This window comes from Acinetobacter sp. YH12021, assembly GCF_013420145.1.
Classification (GTDB): Bacteria; Pseudomonadota; Gammaproteobacteria; order Pseudomonadales; family Moraxellaceae; genus Acinetobacter; species Acinetobacter towneri.
The window spans coordinates 14,570-33,167 of sequence record NZ_VOYT01000020.1; the positions used below are offsets into that span (position 1 = coordinate 14,570).

Below are 18,598 nucleotides of genomic sequence, written 5' to 3' on the forward strand. Positions count from 1 at the left end.
GCGGTAACTTTCCTTTGATTGACGCTGATTTTTTTTCGCCTAGACTAAAAGTTGTAACAAAAAGTTTAACTGTTAACCAGATTTCAGAGGGGTACTTTCCATGAAAAAATTAGCAATCGCATCAGCCCTACTTTCAGCTTTGGCTATCACTGGTACTGCGAACGCATACCAAGCTGAAATTGGTGCATCAGCAGGATTGATTGATCCAGACAACGGCAGTTCAAGCGGTTCATTCGGTGTAGATGGTACTTATTACTTTAACCCTGTACAAACCCGTAATGCACCTTTGGCAGAAGCAGCGTTCCTTGATCGTGCTAGCAACGTAAATGCCAAATACCAATATGACGAAGTCGGTAATGATGAACGTCATCGTTACGGCGTAGGTGCTGAAGTTTACATTCCTAACTCAGATTTCTATGTGAGTGGTAATGTTGGTCGCGACGATATGAAATTTGACCGCGGTGGCGATTTTGATGAGACTGTTTATGGCGCTGAAGTCGGTTATTTACCCGCACCAGGTTTATTAATTGCTGCAGGTCTAAAAGGCTACGACAACGATTATGACGACGGTGTCGATCCTACGCTTCGCGCTAAATATGTCACTTCTCTAAGCAATGGTAAAGATATCAACTTAGAAGCAGGCGCAGGTTTTGGTGATTTAGACGAATATAATCTTGCGGCAGATTACTTCATCGATAAAACCTTAAGTCTAGGTGTAGACTACTACAGTAAAGATCGTGACTACGGTGATACTAACGAATTTGGTATTAATGCACGTAAATTCTTTACCCCGCAAATCAGCCTCGAAGGCCGTGTTGGCTTTGGTGAAGTTGGCAACAATGACTATAACCGCTTTGGTGTCGCTGCAAAATATCGCTTCTAAGTTTAGCCTAATTACATACTCAAACAGCACTCTTCTTCGGAAGGGTGCTTTTTTGTGCACTAAAATAAAGCAGTTAGGTAGAAATAGTGCATTGACTGTATGTTTATTTTCCGTACAATCAGCAACAACTGTAACAAAACAGTCATATTTCTACAACAGAGGGAATCTCAATAATGTTTAAAAAATTGCAGTTGCAACTGCTCTTCTTGCTGGTTTAAGTACAGCTCATGCGTATCAAGCTGAAATTGGTGGATCACTTTTAGTGATTGATCCTGATTATGAAAATGCAGATACTTCTACAGGTTTTGCGCTTGATGGGACTTTTTACTTTAATCCAGTTCAAGTGAAGAACTCACCATTAAATGAAGCTGCCTTTTTAAATCGTGCAAGCAACGTTAATGCTGAGATTAGTTATATTGATTTTGATGTAGCTGAGAGTACTTCTTTTGGTATCGGCGTGGAATATTTTGTTCCAAATACAGACTTCTATGTAAGTGCTGGCATTGGTCAAACTACAGTTGAATTTGATGGCTTTGATTTTGATACAACAAACTATACAGCTGAGTTAGGTTATCTTCCAGTTTCTGGTTTACTCATTGCAGCAGGTATCGTAGGCTTTGATAACGATGAAGCTGATAATACCGATGCAACTTTACGTGCTAAATACGTTACTCAAGTCGGTGCATATGACATGAACTTTGAGGGTGGTGTTGTTTTTGCTGATGATGAAATGTTCACTCTAGGTACAGATCTATATCTAGACAAAACATTTAGCATTGGCCTCGGTTATACCGATGACGGTGAAGATGATACCTTCCAAATTCGTGCTAAAAAATTCTTCAATCAACAAGTCAGCCTAGAAGGCTCTATTGACTTTGAAGAAAATGCAAATGTCTTCGGTCTTCGTGCTGCTTATCGCTTCTAATCCCTTACATTAAAAGCAAAAAAATCCGCTCAAATTTGAGCGGATTTTTTTATTTGGATTACTGCTCCAAATGCACAATCTGCAACTGCAAACTCACATTGCCATTAAACACATTGCGCTCTAACTCATAAACCAAACGCACATCATCCCGCATCGGGTTAAATTCAAATTTATCTTTAGCACCAAACGCAATCGCATCAACCACTTGCCCATTGTCCAATGCCAAACGCAATTTTAAATGACTGTCCTTCAACCATCTAAAATCAACCACTTTAAACCGTCCCTCAAACACAGGCTGCGGAAACTTTTGTCCCCACGGCGCCAAATGCTGTAATAAATCTACCGTGTGTAAATCAAAAGCTTCTTGCGGCAATTCACCATCTGTCCATAGCACAGCATGAAATAAATCCGCATCCATTTGCGCAATGATCTGTTCAAAGACCTGTTTAAATTCTGCAAAGTGCGCCTTTTTAATGGTCAAACCTGCCGCAGCCGCATGCCCACCAAAATGACTAACCAAGTGTGGATATTGTTCTGCAACCAATTCTATAGTGTCACGTATGTGAATCCCCTCAATTGAACGGGCAGAGCCTTTAATATGCTCACCATCTTCATCGGCAGCAAATACAATCGCAGGGCGATGGAACTGCTCTTTTAAACGTCCTGCGACAATTCCAATCACGCCTTGATGCCAATGTTCTTCAAACATAATCAAAGCATGCGGTAAATCACTTTGATCTAACTGCAGCTTTTCCAATTCTGCCAGTGCATCCTGTTTAATTTGCCCTTCAACCTGACGACGTTCCTGATTCAAAGCATTTAACTGACACGCCAAAGCATAGGCACTTTGCATATCCGCTGCCAGTAAACACTCGATTCCAATGTCCATGGTTTCCATGCGCCCTGCGGCATTAATACGTGGTCCCAAGACAAAGCCCAAATCTTGTGCTTTAAGCTGTGCGGGTTCACGTCCTGCCAAATCCAGCAATGCACTAATCCCCAGACGGCATAAATTCTGCTGTATCCGTTTTAAGCCTGCATCCACCAAAATACGGTTGTTATAATCTAGACTGGCGACATCGGCATAGGTGCCCAAAGCCACCAAATCTAAATATTGAGTCAAATTTGCAGCAGATTTGCCCTGTTTTTTTCGTTGACTGGATAAGTTCGCCAACAGATAAAATGCCACGCCCACACCTGCCAAGGCTTTACTTGGGAAATCACAACCCAATTGATTCGGATTGACCACAGCCTCTGCATTTGGGGTGGCTTTTGTGGTGAGGTGGTGATCGGTGATGATGACCTGCATCCCCAAAGCTTGCGCACGTTCCACGCCTGCATGACTGGAAATGCCGTTATCTACCGTAATTAATACATCAGGCGTATAACGCTCAAAAGCCAAATCGGCAATGGCGGGGGTTAAGCCATAACCATATTTAAAACGGTCAGGTACTAAATACTGCACGTGTGCGCCCATTTCGCGCAATGCCAAAACCATAAGTGTGGTACTGGTCGCGCCATCGGCATCGTAATCGCCCACAATCACTATTTTTTTCTGCTGATCAATCGCTTGATCCATCAGCTGAATGGCGTCAGGTAGACCTTTCATATTTGGAGCAAGTAAGTGCTTCAGTTTAAGTTCTAGTTCCTGCTCAGACGCAACGCCACGGCGCGCTAAAATTTGAGCAACAAATGTAGAGACGCCCTGAAAGTTTTCAGGGCGTGTAAGTAAAGGTCTTTGTTTTATTAGAATTTTTGACATAGTTTCCAGTCATTTAAGGCATCAAGCGTTGTAGTTTCCACTCACCTTCAATTTTTTCATAAGCTAAGCGGTCATGCAAACGGTTCGGACGACCTTGCCAAAATTCGTAATAATCAGGCTGCAAGCGGTAACCGCCCCAAAATACGGGTTTTTGCAATTCAGATTGATCACCCACTCGGGCATGCAAGTCTTGGAAACGCGCCTGTAGTTCTTCACGGCTGGCAATCACACCACTTTGCGGAGTGCTAATATGCGCAGCGATTTGGTTGTCACGTGGACGTTTGTGATAATACGCAGTCGATTCTTGCTCATCAATTTTTTCGACATAACCGCTGACACGAATCTGACGTTCCAGTTCAGGCCAGTAAAATAACAATTCAGCATAAGGATTGGCAGCTAAATCCAACCCTTTTTGACTGTCATAATTGGTATAAAAGTCATAACCTGCTTCGGTGGCTCCGCGCAGCAATACAGTACGCACATGCGGACGACCTTGCGCATTGGCAGTTGCCAATGACATCGCATAGGGTTCATGTAGCTTGGCTTCTAAGGCGTGGTTAAACCAATTCAAAAACTGAATATGCGGATTGGCACTGACCTGTGCTTCTAGCAATTCACCTTTTTGGTAACTTAAACGCAGCTCACTTAAATCTTTAATTAAATCACTCACGATTTACCCCCTTTAGACGGCATGACGACGCACAGCATCGGCTAAATCTTTCGCCATTGCCTTCACTTCAGCCAAATCATCACCTTCCACCATGACACGAATCACAGGTTCAGTGCCCGATTTACGAATCAATAAACGTCCACGACCTTTCAGCTGTTCCGTGGCACGGTCAAACTCTTCCACTAAGGCAGGAACAGTATACGGATCAAACATATTTGCTAAGCGCACATTTTCCAACACGTTTGGCAACAGTTTAAAATCTGCCACCAATTCATGCAGGGCTTTATTTTGTTCGACCATCACCGTTAACACTTGCAAAGCCGCAATAATTGCATCACCTGTAGTGCTCTTGTCCAAAGTCAAAATATGCCCCGATGGCTCACCACCAATAACCCAGCCATTTTCTTCCAGACCTTGTAGCACGTAACGGTCACCGACATTGGCACGCAGTAATGGTACTTGGGCTTTTTCCAACGCTAATTCCAGCGCCATATTGCTCATTAACGTCCCAACAATACCTGCAGGTTTTTTCGAGCCTTGTGTGGCAAGAATATATAAAATGTGGTCACCATCAATTTGCTTGCCTTGACTATCCACCAAAATCACACGGTCTGCATCACCATCAAATGCAACACCCAAGTCCGCCTGATGCTCAAGCACTGCTTTTTGCAAACTTTCAGGATGGGTTGAGCCGCAATTTTCGTTGATGTTTAAACCATTTGGCTCATTGTGAATGGCAATCACTTTCGCACCTAATTCACGGAATACCGCAGGGCCAACATTGTAGGCAGCACCATTGGCGCAATCGACCACAATGGTGAGGTCATTTAAATCTAAATGATATGGAAAGGTCGATTTACAAAACTCGATGTAACGCCCATTGGCATCTTTAACACGAACGCTTTTACCCAAGTTGGCCGTATCATCAATTTTTAATTCTTGCTGCAATTCTTGGTTAATTTCTTCTTGCAAGGCATCTGGCAGCTTTTTCCCTTCGCCCGAGAAAAATTTAATCCCGTTATCAAAATACGGATTATGCGATGCTGAAATCACAATGCCTAAACTGGCATGCAGGGCACGGGTTAAGTGCGCAATAGCGGGCGTAGGCAATGGACCGAGCAAATGCACATAGACACCTGCGGCATTTAAACCTGCCTGTAATGCTGCTTCTAAAATATAGCCTGAAAGACGTGTATCTTTACCCAATACCACAATAGGTTTATTTTTTTTGGTGTGCTTTTTTAAAACTTTACCTGCTGCAAAACCTAGTTTTAATGCAAATTCAGGTGTAATTGGTAACTCTCCAAACTTCCCTCGAATGCCGTCTGTACCAAAATAACTCATATTGTTCTCACTTCTTAGGGGTGATCTTTATCATCACTTTTTTACTGCGAGTTACTTTACACCAAAAATGAAAAAGCCGTCACATTGATGACGGCTTTTATTTGAAAATGCTACTAAATATCAACCAACGCGATAGTTCATATTAACCAACGCGATAGTTCGGCGCTTCTTTAGTAATCGTCACATCATGCACGTGAGATTCCTGCATACCTGCTGCAGTAATTTTCACGAATTTAGCATTTTGGCGTAGATCTTCAATAGTTGAAGAACCTGTATAACCCATAGATGAACGTAAACCACCCATCATCTGATGCACGATGTTGCCCATTGGGCCTTTGTACGGTACACGACCTTCAATGCCTTCTGGTACAAGTTTTTCTGCACCTGCTTTCGAGTCTTGGAAATAACGGTCTGCAGAACCTGTTGCACCCGCCATTGCACCCAATGAACCCATACCACGGTATGCTTTGTAGTAACGACCTTGGAAGAATTCAACTTCGCCCGGTGCTTCTTCAGTACCTGCAAGCAATGAACCGACCATAATGGTACTTGCACCTGCACCAATCGCTTTGGCCATATCACCAGAGAAGCGAATACCACCATCGGCAATTAATGGAATCTGTTCTTTCAATGCATTGGCAACAGCGTCAATTGCAGAGATTTGCGGCATACCAATACCTGCCACAATACGTGTGGTACAGATTGAACCTGGGCCAATCCCCACTTTCACTGCGTCTGCGCCTGCATCTAACAATGCCAAAGCAGCATCGCCAGTTGCAATGTTACCGCCAATTACTTGAACTTGTGGATAGTTAGCTTTTACCCAACGTACACGCTCAATTACGCCTGCAGAGTGACCGTGTGCAGTATCAACCACAATCGCATCGACACCTGCTTCAACCAATGCTTCTACACGGCTTGGCGTTTCTGCGCCTGTACCCACTGCAGCACCCACACGTAAACGACCTAAGTCATCTTTACAGCTGTTTGGATATAATTCTGCTTTACGGAAATCAGTGACCGTAATTAAGCCTTTTAATTCCTGCTGGTCATTTACCACCAAGACTTTTTCAATACGATGCTGTTGCAATAAAGCTTGAATGTTTTCTTTAGATTCGTCTTCGCGTACTGTCACTAAACGATCTTGACCTGTCATGATGTTGCTGACAGGTTGCTCAAGGTTGGTTTCAAAACGTGTATCACGTCCTGTCACAATACCGACAACTTTGCCATCTTTTACCACAGGTACACCGCTAATATTATTGGCTTGAGTCAGCGCAATCAATTCACGTACTGTAGTTTCTGGCGTTACGGTAATCGGGTCTTTCACCATACCCGCTTCAAATTTTTTCACACGGCGCACTTCGGCTGCTTGCGCAACGATGTCCATGTTTTTATGCAAAATACCAATACCACCGTTTTGCGCCATCGCAATTGCCATACGAGATTCAGTCACCGTATCCATTGCTGCTGAAACCAAAGGAATATTCAGGTCAATGCCGCGCGTAAAACGTGTCTTTAAGGAGACATCTTTTGGGAGAACAGTAGAATAGGCAGGGAGTAATAAGACATCATCGAAGGTTAACGCTTCTTGAACGATGGTCAGCATAACAGTCTCACTGGTAATTTCCGTGAGCCATTATAAACAAATCTGGGCACAAATTTCATTTGTTCTCTAAGAAATATTTTTTATTCTGCCCTTCTGGGGGATGCGACATGAAAAAATCGGTAATTTTCATCTAAAAATTGAAGTTTTCATCCTTAGTTTGCTTTTTAGCCGTGCAGGTTTAAAACTTGCGATGTTTCATTTTTCAGGCAGATAAAGCCGCTTCAATGTGAACCATGATTGGCTATTTATCCAAAATTAGCTGTAAAAAAAAGCAAAGCCGCAGCTTTGCTTTTTCAATCTGGATTGCGATCAACAACTTAAAGCACCATTAAACCACTTGATCGAAGTCATCATCATTCACAGAAATGGCTGGATCGACTTGCACAAATGGAATCATGTTATGCGCACGACGTGCTTTATTGCATTGATCATCGGCAATTTGCACTTCTTTACAAGAGCTGCTGCGTAATTCATAAATCCCGCAGCTCACTTGCTGTCCAACTTCACCTTCTAAAGCGACACAACGCGGCTGACTCTGATTGGTACCACACATGCATGAATAGACTGCTGTTACTGGTTCCGTGTAGTGCTCAGGCATATTCATGCCTTCAGCCCAATAAAATGAAACACGGAAATAAGCGCAACACGCGCCGCAGCTTAAGCAGGCATCTGCTGTAGGTACTTGAGACAACATTCGTTAAGTTCTCGTCATCAAAAAAATCGTTTTTGGGCGAAAATCTTAAAAAAAGTTGTTTTTGCACTCAAGTTTTTTTTACAGTTTTTTCAGCTTTTTTTGTCGCTTATTCAGGGCAGCTAAAAACGTGTTCATCCATCAAATCGACGCCACATTCCAATGTTTCAATCCAGTCTAAGAATTGATTCACCTGTTCTTTGCCCACAAATGGCGTACCGTGTTGCGGCACAATCATTTCAACGTCCATGGTGCGTACCATATTCACCCAGAGGCGAATCACTTTATTGGAACACATATAGCGCTGATGGAAGCCTTTCATCGCAGGAATATGCGCAGCAAAATCAGTCAATGGAATTAAAGCATCTTCCACCATTGACGCACCCATATCACCAGAAAATAAAATTTTGGCGATAGGATCATAAAACTGGAAATTACCAACAGAGTGTAAGAAATGCGCAGGCACAGCAATAATTTTAGACTCGCCCAAAGGAATTGCCTGACCTTCATCTGGCAGTTCCACCAAACGATCTAACCAGTTGCCTTTCATACGGTCGCTCATAAAAGATGAGCTCAAGTGCGGCAAGAAACGCGCCCATAATTTTGACGCTACAATTTTCGCTTCGGTATAGACCAACCAACGCGGCATTGAAGTGATGATGTCTGGGTCTTGGTGCGATGCCATGACATAGTCAAGATTGGTCAAACGGGTATATTTGTTTAATTCCATGGTCAGTGGTACATAGGTCAGGTCGCCACCTGGGTCTAGCACTGCGGCACGGTTATTATCAATGATCAGAAATTGGTTGGCCTGAACACCTTCACCTTTGACCAAACTGGTAAAACTAATACATTTATGTGTCCCATTATCAAATAAGACCTGCGATGTTGTACGGTCAAATGCCATAACCAATCCCCAATTTTTTCATTTTAAAAATAGATTTTCTATCATTGAATAACATATAGCTATTTATGGAAAGTTACAATAAATAAAATGGCTCAGATTACCTGAAATATCAGTGAATTGCAGCAGCATTCAAATAAACAAATCCCGAGCAATTTGCTCAGGATTTATGCATTTTAATGAATAGTTTAGAATAAATAATGTTGCGCCAAAGTCGACACACCAATAATTAGGAAAATCAGTGCACCAATTTTATGAATTAAAGCAATTGGCAATCGGGTCGCTAATTTATTACCAATAAATACCGCAGGTGCATTGGCCAGCATCATCCCCAAAGTGGTTCCAAGCATGACCCAAAACACGCTGTCATAACGTGCGGCTAAAGCCACTGTGGCAATTTGAGTTTTATCGCCAATTTCTGCCAAAAAGAACAATACAAAGGTCGCGCCAAATACCCCGTATTTTTGCCACTTGTTGATGCTTTCAGTTTCATCATCTAGCTGGTCTGGAATAAGCATCCAAATCGCCATGCCAATAAAACCTAAAGATAAAATCCACAATAAAATTTCTGGGCTAAGTACCGTGGTAATCCACTGCCCTAAAACTGCAGAAAGTCCGTGGTTAATGAGTGTTGCCAGTAAAATAGCAACCAAGATTGGAGCAGGTTTACGAAAACGTGCCGCGAGTAATAAAGCCAGTAGTTGGGTTTTATCACCCATTTCGGCTAAGGCGACAATGGCAGTCGAGATGAGGAATTCATACATGATGTTTTTCTCTGGCTAGCACACATACCAATGACCTATCCCTCCTGCTAGCCAAAATCTGCAGAGTGATAAATCAAAGGTCTTGCCAACAAAAGAAAGCTTGAAAAAGCAGACTTGGTTCTTTGCTATGATGACCATGTTCTGTGGAACAAATATGTTGACCATCACCTTTTTACTGCATTCAGTTTGAACAGAGATCAGTAAAAAGCGGCTACTCCCCAATGAAGTAAAGCTATTCTAAACGGAATACTGCGGTTAAGCAAATTTAGCCGAGTAACGGCACTGACAAAAAAACCCTGCCGTAGCAGGGTTTTATAAAGCTTTTCTGAATTTAGAGCAGCAAGCTACGAATATCTGCCAACAACTGGGTCAGTTTATGGGTAAAACGTGCTGCATCTGCACCATTAATCACCCGATGGTCATACGACAATGACAACGGCAACATCAAGCGCGGATCAAAACCTTCACCATTCCAGACAGGCTGCATGGTCGCTGGTGAAATACCCAAAATCGCAACCTGCGGCCAGTTCACCAACGGCGTAAATGCCGTACCGCCAATCGAACCTAAACTGGTGATGGTAAAGTTTGCACCTTGTAAATCTTTAGGCGACAACTTTTTATCACGCGCTTTTTGACTCAACTCACCCAGTTCAATCGCAATTTGTTTAATCGATTTCTGATCTGGATTACGTAGTACAGGCACGGTTAAACCATCGGGGGTTGCCACCGCAATGCCCATGTGGATTTCTTTACGCAGCAGCACAGACTTTTGATCGTCTGCCAGATGCGCAGCGAAATATGGCTCATCTTTCAGCAAATGCGCTACTGCTTTGGCAATGAACGCCAAAATGGTCAGGCTGACACCTTCTTTTTTGAAGTTGGCTTTCAATTCACCGCGCCACGCTTCTAGCTCGGTAATATCGGCCAAATCAAATTGCGTGACTTGTGGGATGTAATTGTTCAGGGACAATTGCGGAATTGACACTTGTTGTAAGCGCGTCAAATCTTTTTCTTCCACACCACCAAATGCACTAAAGTCAGGTAGCTTTGGCAAACCTGTAACTTGCTGTGTTGTAGCAGCGACAGGAACAGTCTGCGGCGCAGTAAGACGCGCTTTGACATAAGCCTTCAAGTCTTCTTTGAGTACACGCGCATGTGGGCCAGTGGCGTTTACATCTGCTAAAACAACACCCAACTCACGTGCCAGTTTACGCACAGCAGGGCCTGCATACACTTTTGCATTGGCTTCATGTTGCGCCTTACTCAATTTGTCTACATTCGTATGCGCGCTTGCTGCAACTGTCGTGGTTTGTGCTGTAGATGCAGCACTGACTGCTGGCGATGTACTTGGTGCAGAGGCAACTTGAGCTGCTGCAACTGCTGTTGGTGCAGCTGCGCTTGCAGTTACTATCGTCACTAATGCATTGCCCTGCGCAACACTTTGTCCTAATTCTACATGAATCGCTTGAATCACGCCTGCAGTAGTACTTGGCACTTCTACCGTAGCCTTGTCTGATTCCACCACAATCAAACTTTGGTCAGCGGCAACTGTATCACCTACTTGTACCAAAATTTCTGCCACTGTGGCTTTATCGACCCCTAAATCAGGCACTGCGACTTCAACCTGTGCTGATGCTGTTGTTTGTGGTGCAGATGCAGTTGCTGCGCTCGCTGTTGCAGCAGCCGCTTCTGCTGATGCCACTTGAGGTGTTTCCACCTGTGTGACTGCAGCAGCGGCGGTTTTCACTTTCAGAATCACCACACCTTCTTTTACGGTATCACCCGTATTGATTTGGATAGCGGTAACTGTACCCGACACCGTACTCGGCACTTCTACTGTGGCTTTGTCCGACTCCACCACAATAATGCTTTGATCAACATCAATCGCATCGCCGACTTGTACTAAAATTTCCCCAACAACGGCTTTTTCCACGCCAATGTCAGGTACTTGTACATCTACTTCTTGCGCAGTGTTTGATGTCGCTGAGCTTGGTTCTGCAGCGATCACTGGTTCAGCATCTTGCTTCGGTGCAGCATCTACTTGGGCTTGCGGTGCAGCAACTTCTGTAGCAGCTGCCGTTTGAGCTTCAGTTTCCAACTCAATCAGCACCGCACCTTCAGTCACTTCATCGCCTTGTTGTACCAAAATACTTTTCACCACCCCTGCAACGGTGCTGGGTACTTCAACAGAGGCTTTGTCTGATTCCAATAGGACAATGCTGTCATCAACTGCAATCGTGTCGCCAACTTTGACAAGAATATCTGCAACAGTGGCTTTATCGACACCAATATCAGGCGTTTGAATTTGCATGATCAGTGCTCCTCTTTGTAGTCAGCAACCGCTTGTACTTCAGGAACCGCTTGCGGTGCCCACGCGACAGGACGATCTGTATCTAACTCAAATGTCGAGATTGCATCTTTGACCAAACGCGCATCGACTTCGCCTTCATCAGCCAGTTTTTTCAAGGTGGCTACCACAATGTGTGCAGCATCGACCCCAAAGTAGCTACGCAAGTTACCGCGGGTATCGGAACGACCATAACCATCGGTACCTAAGGCAACAAATGGACGATTGTCTGGCAAGTAACCGCGAATTTGCTCGCTATAGGCGCGCATGTGATCGGTAGCAGACACGACAATGCCATCTTTGCCACGTAACTGTTGTGAGATCCACGGCTCTTTGCTTTCTTCAGCCAATGGATGCAAACGGTTGTATTCTTCACACGCCATACCATCACGCGCCAATTCATTAAAACTGGTCACACTGTAGACATTCGAGTGGATTTGATACTCTTCACGCAAGATTTTCGCCGCTTTGATGACTTCACGCAAAATCACACCTGAACCTAGCAATTGAACCGTGGCTTTTTCATCTTCCTGCAGTAAATACATGCCGCGCTTAATGCCTTCTTCCACACCTTGTGGCATTTCAGGATGCTCGTAGTTTTCATTCATTACGGTGAGGTAATAGAACACGCGCTCCTGATTGACATACATGCGTTGCAAACCATCATGCACAATCACGGCAAGCTCATAACCAAAGCATGGGTCATAAGACACACAGTTTGGAATGGTATTGGCTAAAATATGCGAGTGACCATCTTGGTGTTGCAAGCCTTCACCATTGAGTGTGGTACGTCCTGCAGTGGCACCCAACAAGAAACCTTGCGCCTGTGCATCACCTGCCGCCCATGCAATATCCCCAATACGTTGGAAACCAAACATGGAGTAATACATATACATTGGGATCATTGGTAAGTTATTGGTCGAATAACTGGTACCCAAAGCTGCCCAAGCACTCATTGCACCTGCTTCGTTAATGCCTTCTTGCAGCATGTGACCGTCTTTGGCTTCACGATAATGCATCAATTGTTCTTGGTCTTCAGGGGTGTATTTTTGCCCATGTGCGGCATAAATACCCAGTTGACGGAACATGCCTTCTAAACCGAAAGTACGTGCTTCATCGGGTACAATGGGTACCACACGGTCTTTAATGGCTTTTTCTTTGAGCAGGGCAGAAATCAAACGCACCATCACCATAGTGGTCGATTGTTCTTTGCCACCTGAACCTGCCAAGACTGAATCGAAAACTGATAATTCAGGAATTTGTAAAGCTTCGCTGTCTTTACGACGCGCAGGCAAATAACCACCCAACGCTTCGCGACGCGCTTTCATATATTTCAATTCAGGCGAATTTTCACTTGGACGATAGAACGGCACTTCTTCAAGTTGCTCATCGCTAAATGGCAAGTTGAAGCGGTCACGTACATATTTTAAAGAATCCAACTGCATTTTTTTGATTTGGTGGGTTTTGTTCACCGCTTCAATTTCATCAGACAAACCATAACCTTTGACAGTTTTGGCTAAAATGACCGTTGGCTGACCTTTAGCTTTGGTCGCTTCTGCATACGCCGCAAATACTTTGTACGGGTCGTGACCACCACGGTTCAGATTATCAATATCTTCATCGCTTAAATCTTTGACTAATTCTTTGGCTTCAGGATATTTACCAAAGAATTTCTCACGGGCGTATGCACCGCCTTTCACTTGCAAGCGCTGATAATCGCCATCCACCGCTTCTTCCATGATGGCTCTTAATGCACCTGTGTCGTCTTTGTCCAATAAAGCATCCCAATGACGCCCCCAGACCACTTTAATCACGCGCCAACCTGCGCCACGGAATAACGACTCAAGTTCTTGAATGATTTTACCGTTACCGCGTACAGGGCCATCTAAACGCTGTAAGTTACAGTTCACCACCCAAATCAGGTTATCTAGCTTTTCACGACCTGCCAGTGAAATTGCACCCAAACTTTCTGGCTCATCCATTTCACCATCGCCTAGATATGCCCAGACTTTACGGTCTTCTTCTTTAATTAAACCGCGGTTCATTAAATATTTTTGAATATGTGCCTGATAAATTGACATGATTGGACCCAGACCCATTGATACCGTTGGGAACTGCCAATAGTCAGGCATTAAATAAGGATGTGGATAGCTAGGTAAACCGTTACCGCCCACTTCACGGCGGAAATTATTCAATTGATCTTCGGTTAAACGCCCTTCTAAAAATGAACGGGCATAAATACCGGGTGCACAGTGACCTTGGTAGTAGATCATATCACCGCCAAAATGATCACTATTGGCACGGAAGAAATGGTTAAAACCAACATCATACAATGTTGCTGAAGATGCGAAACTTGCAAGGTGACCACCTAAATCATCACCTGTTTTATTGGCACGCAATACCATTGCCAACGCATTCCAGCGAATCAGGGCGCGAATACGACGCTCCATATCCTGATCGCCCGGCATGGCAGGTTGTTCTTCCACTGAAATGGTATTGAGGTAAGGAGTATTTAATCGCTGAATGGGTACATGCTTTGCAATTGCACGTTGGTACAGTTTTTCGAGTAAAAATGCTGCCCGTTCAGTACCCATATGTTGTAACACAGCATCAAAGGCGTCTTGCCATTCTTGGGTTTCTTGTGAGTCCGTATCACCGTAAAACGCCATAATTCACTATTCCTAAGCCTAATCGTATGCTTTATATGTATCATAATTTAGACTTTAGTAGATATGGCTAATCTTAAATGCGTATCCTGCATACTATTTAGAAAATAAATAGTGATTGACACTTTCTTACAGCAAATAACAAAAAAACGCCAATTTAGGCGGTTTTTTATACAATAAAGCAGATACTGCGTGTTATTATTTTTTTAGGTGATAAGTTGATGTCTGAAATGTCTCACTAGATTTCGCTAAAAGCTAAAACGTGAGTATAAAGAAAAGCGACCTTTGCCGCTTTAATTTCATGTTTTAATTTGTAGTTCGCGTGTAGTTTACAGTGAGTGTGGCTAGAGCATGAATTTCTAGCCAAAACATTACGGCAACATTGCTAAATAGGTAGAAGGGTTCTTACGTTGACCATCTTTCACTACTTCATAATGTAAGTGAGGACCTGTACAACGACCTGTACAACCTACGTTGGCAATATGTTCGCCTGCATCTACACGGTCACCCACACGTGCAATTAAACGTGAAGCGTGTGCGTAGCGCGTGATATAACCATTACCGTGGTTAATTTCTACATATTGACCATAACCTGTGCCCCAGCCTGACTTGGTCACAATACCTGGGCCAGTCGCATAAATTGGAGTACCGCTTGGTGCAGCAAGGTCTAAGCCTGAATGGTTTTCAGCACGACCACTCATGACACGACCGCCATAGTTCGAGCTAATACGTGCATTTGGTAATGGATGTGACACTAACCAAGCATAAGGATTTGAAGAAGCAAAACGGGTGTTGGTATTGGTACCGTATTTTTTTGCTAAAGACGCATTGTTTAATTCTGTAGTCTTTTCACGAAGCTTAACGGTCATCTGCGTTTGTGCAGGAACATCAATGTCTTGTGTTTCTGTATAAGAACCTTGTGACAAGGTGCGGGTTAATTGCTCAATACGATCAGTCGATGAATTTTGAGAATCTAACTCAACTAAATCAGCAAATGCGACAGATGCTGCCGAAGCTGCCAGTGAAAACGCTAATAAAATACGGCGCGAATGCATAAAAAAACCTCTTAACTGTTCTTACTTGAAGTTCCTTGTGATCTCTTCCTTGATATCTACTGAAAGGAGCGCATAAGATTAGGGCATAAACATGAAGGAATGATGTATGTCCGAACCTGTGAATCTCTTTCAACAAACAAGAAAACACATAAAAACAGGAAACCTAACGTTTCTCTCAACCCAAGTTGCTGCATGGCAGAAACTTGGCAAACTTATTCAACCTTTACTGCCGCAACCAGAGCAATGGCAGGTGGTTTGTTATCAACAAGGTGTCTTAACCATTACTGGAACGAATCAAGCGATGGTCAGTCAACTTGCTTATTTGCAAAAGCAATACATTACTCAACTGTCACAACTGCATGAACTGAAAGACATACAAAAAATTCAAGTTCGTTTAAGAGTTGAATCTCAAACGCCCCCAAAAAGCGAAAAGCCTTTAAGAACACTTAGTCCAGAAACTCAAGATATGTTACGAGGTGCTGCTGACTTTGTGAGCGACCCTAAGCTTAGCCAAGCTTTGTTACGTTTGGCAAGCAATAAAAAATAATTGTTTGCAGAAAACACCAAAAACTCGTGCTCAAATTTGTGATGAAATTCACATATTATTGTTGTTACATTATAACGTAGTAAGAAAAGACAATGACTTATGTCACATGCACAAAAGTGATCGGGCAAGAATTTATGTCATCAAATGTTACAATTTCATAACTGCTTGGATCGCTCTGAACATTGCGTAATAACTGATTATTTAAGGCATGTCCTGATTTATAACCATCAAACTTGGCAATAATTTGATGTCCAAGCAAGTACAAATCCCCCACAGCATCTAAAATTTTATGCCGTACAAACTCGTCCGAGAAGCGCAAACCTTCTTCATTGACCACGCCTGTATCATCTACCCCAATGGCATTATCTAAACTCGCACCCAAAGCCAAATTATTGGCTTTTAAATAGTCCAAATCTTTCATAAAGCCAAAAGTACGTGCGCCACTGACTTCATAGACAAAGGTTTCTGTAGAAAAATCGATGGTGGCAGACTGATATTCTTTTTTAAAGGCAGGATGATCAAAGTCGATGGTGAAATTGAGCTGAAAACCTTCATGCGGACTGAACACCGCACGTTTATCGTCAATTAAAGCTTCTACAGGTTTTAAAATTTTGATGAACTTTTTCGCAGCATCCTGTTCTTTTAAACCACCCTGCATCAACAAATAAATAAAAGGCCCTGCACTGCCGTCCATAATGGGCACTTCAGAGGCAGACACTTCAATAATCAAGTTATCAATGCCCAACCCTGCAATTGCACTCATAACATGCTCAATAGTGCCAACTTTGGCATTATCCTGAACCAAATTCGAGCACATAAATGCTTCTTGAATCAGCATGGCATCGGCTGGAATATCGACAGGCGGATTTAAATCGATACGACGAAACACAATTCCCCCATCGGCATGATGCGGCACAAAGTTGATCAATACTTTTTGACCACTGTGCAGACCAATACCGCTCGCCTTGACGACACGTTGTAGGGTACGTTGTTTCAGCATGTTCTCAATTCATCTAAATTTTAAAACCGCTATACGTTAGCATATTTAGCCATTGATAAAAAACAAAAAAGGCAGTTTAAAACTGCCTTTTCCCGATCACACAATGAAATTGAGGATCTTGGCTTATTTACGCTGCTGATTTTTCAAATAGTCTTGAATACTCATTGGCGTTGGACGCGCAGAGCCTGATGTTGTTGTCGCACTAATTGCAGGCGCAGTTTCTGCCTGCTGACGCTGAATTGCAGGCACATCATCTTCTTCTACTGCCGCTGTTGGTGCTGCAGAAGTGGTTTGTGTCACGGTGCGTTTTGCAGGCTCTGGTGTATCGCCTGTGTTACGCGCTAAACCAGTAGCAATAACAGTCACGCTAATTTCGTCACGCGCTTCAGGATCAAATACCGTACCGTAGAATACTTGGGTTTGTTCGGTATCTGAAAGTTGATGAATCACGTCCATGATCTCTTCGATTTCACCGAAGGTCACATCATCACCACCCGTTACGTTAATCAACAAGCCTTTGGCATTGGCAATGGTTACGCTATCGAGCAATGGGCTACGAATCGCTTGTTCAGCCGCTTGACGCGCACGGTTTTCACCACGACCTGAACCAACACCCATCATCGCATAACCGCGCGTGCTCATCGCAGTTTTCAAGTCAGCAAAGTCTAGGTTGATGTGGCCTGGACGTACCACCAAATCAAAAATACTGCGTACACCGTTCAACAAAACGTCATCGGCTTTTTTATACGCATCTTTCATTGAAATGTCGCGGTAAACTTTCATTAAACGCTGGTTTGGAATAATGATTAAAGAGTCTACATGCTGTTCTAATGCCGCAATCCCTTTTTCCGCAGAAAGTAAGCGACGCTTACCCTCAAAGTTAAATGGCGTAGTCACCACACCAACAGTCAAAATGCCCATTTCTTTGGCAATTTCAGCCACAACTGGCGCAGCACCTGTACCTGTACCACCGCCCATCCCTGCAGTCACAAACACCATGTCTGTGCCTTCAAGTTGCTGACAGATCAGCTCGCGGCTTTCTTCCGCTGCAGTTTGACCCACTTGAGGATCACCGCCCGCGCCTAAACCACGTGTGCTTTGCTCACCTAGCTGGATTTTGAATTGCGAATTCATGCGATCCAATGCTTGTTTGTCCGTATTGGCACAAACAAATTTTACACCCTGAATATCCGACTCAAGCATGTGCTGCACAGCGTTACCACCTGCACCACCCACACCAAACACAGTGAAACGGGCTTGACCGTTGCTATCGGTTTGATCATCTATAAATTCAAATGAGGCCATGACCTTTAGATTTCCTAATACGTTATTGGCAGTCACTTAAGCCCGTATACTGCCTTGATCTTCATAAAAATTATTTTTAAGAATGCTGTTCAACTTCTGGCTTGTCAAGTACCAGTGATGATCCGT

At 43.5% G+C, this 18,598-nt stretch carries 15 protein-coding genes and 1 riboswitch; of the genes, 3 read left to right on the forward strand and 12 right to left on the reverse strand.

What is annotated here, in order from left to right; translation table 11 throughout:
* The first annotated feature begins 100 nt into the window (after positions 1 to 100).
* Both FTT91_RS12255 and FTT91_RS12260 read left to right on the forward strand, forming a co-directional pair.
* Positions 101 to 883, forward strand: a complete 783-nt coding sequence (locus FTT91_RS12255) for a putative porin (protein ID WP_168381588.1) — start codon at positions 101 to 103, stop codon at positions 881 to 883.
* 184 nt (positions 884 to 1,067) lie between these two features.
* A complete protein-coding gene (locus FTT91_RS12260) occupies positions 1,068 to 1,808 on the forward strand; it encodes a putative porin (RefSeq protein WP_180169552.1) in 741 nt (246 codons plus the stop codon).
* 58 nt (positions 1,809 to 1,866) lie between these two features.
* Here FTT91_RS12260 and recJ read toward each other — a convergent pair whose 3' ends face one another.
* From recJ to FTT91_RS12310, 10 genes are all read right to left on the reverse strand, one after another.
* Complete coding sequence (gene recJ, locus FTT91_RS12265) at positions 1,867 to 3,570, reverse strand: single-stranded-DNA-specific exonuclease RecJ (protein WP_180169545.1); 1,704 nt, start codon at positions 3,568 to 3,570, stop codon at positions 1,867 to 1,869.
* Positions 3,571 to 3,583: 13 nt separating this feature from the next.
* Positions 3,584 to 4,240 (reverse strand): pyridoxamine 5'-phosphate oxidase, encoded by a 657-nt coding sequence (pdxH, locus tag FTT91_RS12270; protein ID WP_180169546.1) that lies wholly within the window; start codon positions 4,238 to 4,240, stop codon positions 3,584 to 3,586.
* A 12-nt stretch (positions 4,241 to 4,252) separates the two neighbouring features.
* Positions 4,253 to 5,584, reverse strand: a complete 1,332-nt coding sequence (glmM, locus tag FTT91_RS12275; protein WP_178867818.1) for a phosphoglucosamine mutase — start codon at positions 5,582 to 5,584, stop codon at positions 4,253 to 4,255.
* A gap of 142 nt (positions 5,585 to 5,726) precedes the next feature.
* On the reverse strand, positions 5,727 to 7,193 hold the full coding sequence (gene guaB / locus FTT91_RS12280; protein WP_004974257.1) for an IMP dehydrogenase: 1,467 nt from the start codon (positions 7,191 to 7,193) through the stop codon (positions 5,727 to 5,729).
* A 328-nt stretch (positions 7,194 to 7,521) separates the two neighbouring features.
* Positions 7,522 to 7,887 (reverse strand): YkgJ family cysteine cluster protein, encoded by a 366-nt coding sequence (locus tag FTT91_RS12285; RefSeq protein ID WP_004974255.1) that lies wholly within the window; start codon positions 7,885 to 7,887, stop codon positions 7,522 to 7,524.
* 106 nt (positions 7,888 to 7,993) lie between these two features.
* Positions 7,994 to 8,791: an MBL fold metallo-hydrolase gene (locus tag FTT91_RS12290; RefSeq protein WP_180169547.1), complete on the reverse strand. Its 798-nt coding sequence runs from the start codon at positions 8,789 to 8,791 to the stop codon at positions 7,994 to 7,996.
* Between the two features lie 185 nt (positions 8,792 to 8,976).
* On the reverse strand, positions 8,977 to 9,552 hold the full coding sequence (locus FTT91_RS12295) for a TMEM165/GDT1 family protein (protein WP_004974251.1): 576 nt from the start codon (positions 9,550 to 9,552) through the stop codon (positions 8,977 to 8,979).
* A 72-nt stretch (positions 9,553 to 9,624) separates the two neighbouring features.
* Positions 9,625 to 9,784, reverse strand: a riboswitch (yybP-ykoY riboswitch).
* A 99-nt stretch (positions 9,785 to 9,883) separates the two neighbouring features.
* Positions 9,884 to 11,863, reverse strand: a complete 1,980-nt coding sequence (locus FTT91_RS12300) for a 2-oxo acid dehydrogenase subunit E2 (protein ID WP_180169548.1) — start codon at positions 11,861 to 11,863, stop codon at positions 9,884 to 9,886.
* 2 nt (positions 11,864 to 11,865) lie between these two features.
* Positions 11,866 to 14,568, reverse strand: coding sequence for a pyruvate dehydrogenase (acetyl-transferring), homodimeric type (aceE, locus tag FTT91_RS12305; protein ID WP_004974248.1), 2,703 nt, complete (start codon positions 14,566 to 14,568; stop codon positions 11,866 to 11,868).
* Between the two features lie 368 nt (positions 14,569 to 14,936).
* Entirely contained in the window at positions 14,937 to 15,620 is a 684-nt protein-coding gene (locus tag FTT91_RS12310) for a M23 family metallopeptidase (protein ID WP_178867112.1), read from the reverse strand.
* 106 nt (positions 15,621 to 15,726) lie between these two features.
* Here FTT91_RS12310 and FTT91_RS12315 point away from each other — a divergent pair, with 106 nt between their 5' ends.
* Positions 15,727 to 16,167, forward strand: coding sequence for a DciA family protein (locus FTT91_RS12315; RefSeq protein WP_004974242.1), 441 nt, complete (start codon positions 15,727 to 15,729; stop codon positions 16,165 to 16,167).
* A gap of 97 nt (positions 16,168 to 16,264) precedes the next feature.
* Here FTT91_RS12315 and lpxC read toward each other — a convergent pair whose 3' ends face one another.
* The gene (gene lpxC / locus FTT91_RS12320) at positions 16,265 to 17,167 is read right to left on the reverse strand and encodes a UDP-3-O-acyl-N-acetylglucosamine deacetylase (protein WP_004974240.1); all 903 of its coding nucleotides are present in this window, start codon (positions 17,165 to 17,167) and stop codon (positions 16,265 to 16,267) included.
* A 123-nt stretch (positions 17,168 to 17,290) separates the two neighbouring features.
* Entirely contained in the window at positions 17,291 to 18,472 is a 1,182-nt protein-coding gene (gene ftsZ / locus FTT91_RS12325) for a cell division protein FtsZ (protein WP_004974238.1), read from the reverse strand.
* Positions 18,473 to 18,598: the final 126 nt, after the last annotated feature.